General features: G+C 73.4%; 5 protein-coding genes. All 5 read right to left on the bottom strand.

Annotated features, from left to right (window positions below; genetic code table 11):
- Positions 1-68 precede the first annotated feature (68 nt).
- On the bottom strand, positions 69-290 hold the full coding sequence (locus tag B9O00_RS32105; RefSeq protein ID WP_085127542.1) for a hypothetical protein: 222 nt from the start codon (positions 288-290) through the stop codon (positions 69-71).
- Entirely contained in the window at positions 283-516 is a 234-nt protein-coding gene (locus tag B9O00_RS32100; RefSeq protein ID WP_085127540.1) for a hypothetical protein, read from the bottom strand. Before B9O00_RS32100 ends, B9O00_RS32105 begins: the two co-directional genes overlap by 8 nt.
- 3 nt (positions 517-519) lie before the next feature.
- Positions 520-1,191, bottom strand: coding sequence for a DUF3164 family protein (locus tag B9O00_RS32095; protein WP_085127538.1), 672 nt, complete (start codon positions 1,189-1,191; stop codon positions 520-522).
- A gap of 100 nt (positions 1,192-1,291) precedes the next feature.
- Positions 1,292-1,603 carry a hypothetical protein gene (locus B9O00_RS32090; RefSeq protein ID WP_085127536.1) on the bottom strand — a complete coding sequence of 104 codons (312 nt, stop codon included), beginning with the start codon at positions 1,601-1,603 and terminating at the stop codon, positions 1,292-1,294.
- A partial coding sequence (locus B9O00_RS33340; RefSeq protein ID WP_159460396.1) for a hypothetical protein occupies positions 1,603-1,861 on the bottom strand: 259 nt, incomplete at its 5' end. The genes B9O00_RS33340 and B9O00_RS32090, both read right to left, overlap by 1 nt.

Below are 1,861 nucleotides of genomic sequence, written 5' to 3'. Positions count from 1 at the left end.
GCCCGGAGAGCTGGCGAGGCAGCCGGCGACCAGCGCCGTCAGCTCTCGCGCCCGGGTTTCGGTGACGCTCATGGCCGCTGCTCGACCACGCTGGAGATCGCGGCGTTGCGCGCCGCTTCATAGGCTTCCAGAGCGCTGAGCGTCGGGTCGCCGCTGTATTTGCGCCAGGTCGCGTAGACACGGCTCTGGATCGCCCGCGGCACCTGCCGCCAGCAGCGCAGGCACATCAGCTTCCCGGGCGCGACCGTGGCGTTGCAGCCCGGGACCGGGCAGCGGCGGGTCTCAGCCATCGGCCCGGCCCTCCCGGCGGCTGGAAGCGAGACGGCGCCGGCGCTCCGCGGCGGCGTCGATCAGCTCCTGCGGCAGCACCCCCGCGCGGCCGTCCAGGTGGAAGCCGTCCTCGGCGAAGAAGTCGGCGCGGATCGGACCCAGCTCGGCGATGGTGTCGGCCACCCGCAGCAGGTCGACGACCCACTTCGGGGAGCCTTCGCTCACGATGATCGGAAGGCCGGTCATCGCTCAGCCCTCCGCCGGGGCGGTGCGGTCCGCCGGTGCCTCGGCGGAGACGGGTGCCTCGCAGGCGGCGAGGTCGAGCGGGACGGTGCGCCACTGGCCGCGCGGGGTGTCGCGGTACTGGATGCGCACGTACTCGCGCGAGCCGATGACCCGGATGGAGTCGTTGAGCGCGGCGACGGCCGCCTTCCAGCTCGGATCGTCGATCTCGGCCTGGCGCAGGCCGAACAGGGCGGAGCGGTTGATCCGGCCGACCTGGTCGACCTGGAAGGCGTGGTCGACCAGGGTCTTGAGGCGCGGGTCGCCGTCGGCGGACCAGTCCTCGATGCAGCGGTCGAACAGGCGCTTTGCCGACTGCAGCTCCTCGCCGAAGATCAGCGTGTCCTGCACCTGGACGACGACCCGGATGCAGCCGTCGTAGGAGGTCAGCGTGGTGTTGCCCTTCGGGCCGCCGCGGGTAGCGCCGTACTGCTCGTTCAAGAGGTCCACGAAGCTGGCGAGGTCGTCGTAGGTGTGGCCCTTGAACCGCCCGATCTGGGCGCTGAGGGCGAGCGCGAAGCCGAGGATCTTGCGGACCGTCTGGTCTTCCAGCTTGTGCTGGGGCTTGACCAGGCCTTCCGGGATCAAGCGCCCCTTGGCGTCGGCCATGTAGCCGGCAGGGATCGCATTCGTCGTCATGTCAGTCTCCCGATGATGGCGGTGAGGAAGCGCCGCAGGCGCGACGGGCGGCGGCGGCAGGGGGTCAGCGCGCCGGACAGCGCGAGCAGGGCCAGGCCGCTCACGGTGCTGTGCTCCCGGCCGGAGCGAGCGCGGAGGCGGCGATCTCCGCCGGCGTCGCCCAGCGCTCGCCCTCGGCCGGCGGCTCGCCGCCCGGCAGGGCTTCCCCCGGGGCGTAGAACGGCGTCCGGTCGGCGGCGGCCGTCGCTGCCAGAGCCTCCTCGAGGAGCAGGGCGTAGCGGGCGAGCGCCAGGACCGCACCGCCCGCGGCGGCGTCGCGGAGCGCCAGGCGCTCGGTAGGGCCGCCCGAGGTCTCGTACAGCCCCTTGCGCGCCGCGCTGGCCAGTGCCCGGGTGATCGTGGGGTCGGCCATCAGGCGGCCCTCCGATCCGGCAGGGCGACCACCTTGCGGTCGTGGACGTAGGGGCGGCCGGCGCGGCTGTCGTCCCACCAGGCCGCCATGACCAGCAGCACGTCGGTCCAGCTCGGCGCGTGCGCGTGGGGCCAGCGGATCGCCATGCTGGCCAGCAGCTCCACCGCACCGACCTCGCGGTCCGCCAGCTGGAGCCAGAGGATGTGGTCGCGCGCGACGGCCACGGCCTCGTCGCTCGGCAGGTAGGGCCGCCGGTTC

Source organism: Tistlia consotensis USBA 355 (assembly GCF_900177295.1).
Classification (GTDB): domain Bacteria; phylum Pseudomonadota; class Alphaproteobacteria; order Kiloniellales; family DSM-21159; genus Tistlia; species Tistlia consotensis.
Note: the sequence above shows the minus strand (reverse complement) of the source record. Positions and strands in the feature narration are given on the sequence as shown.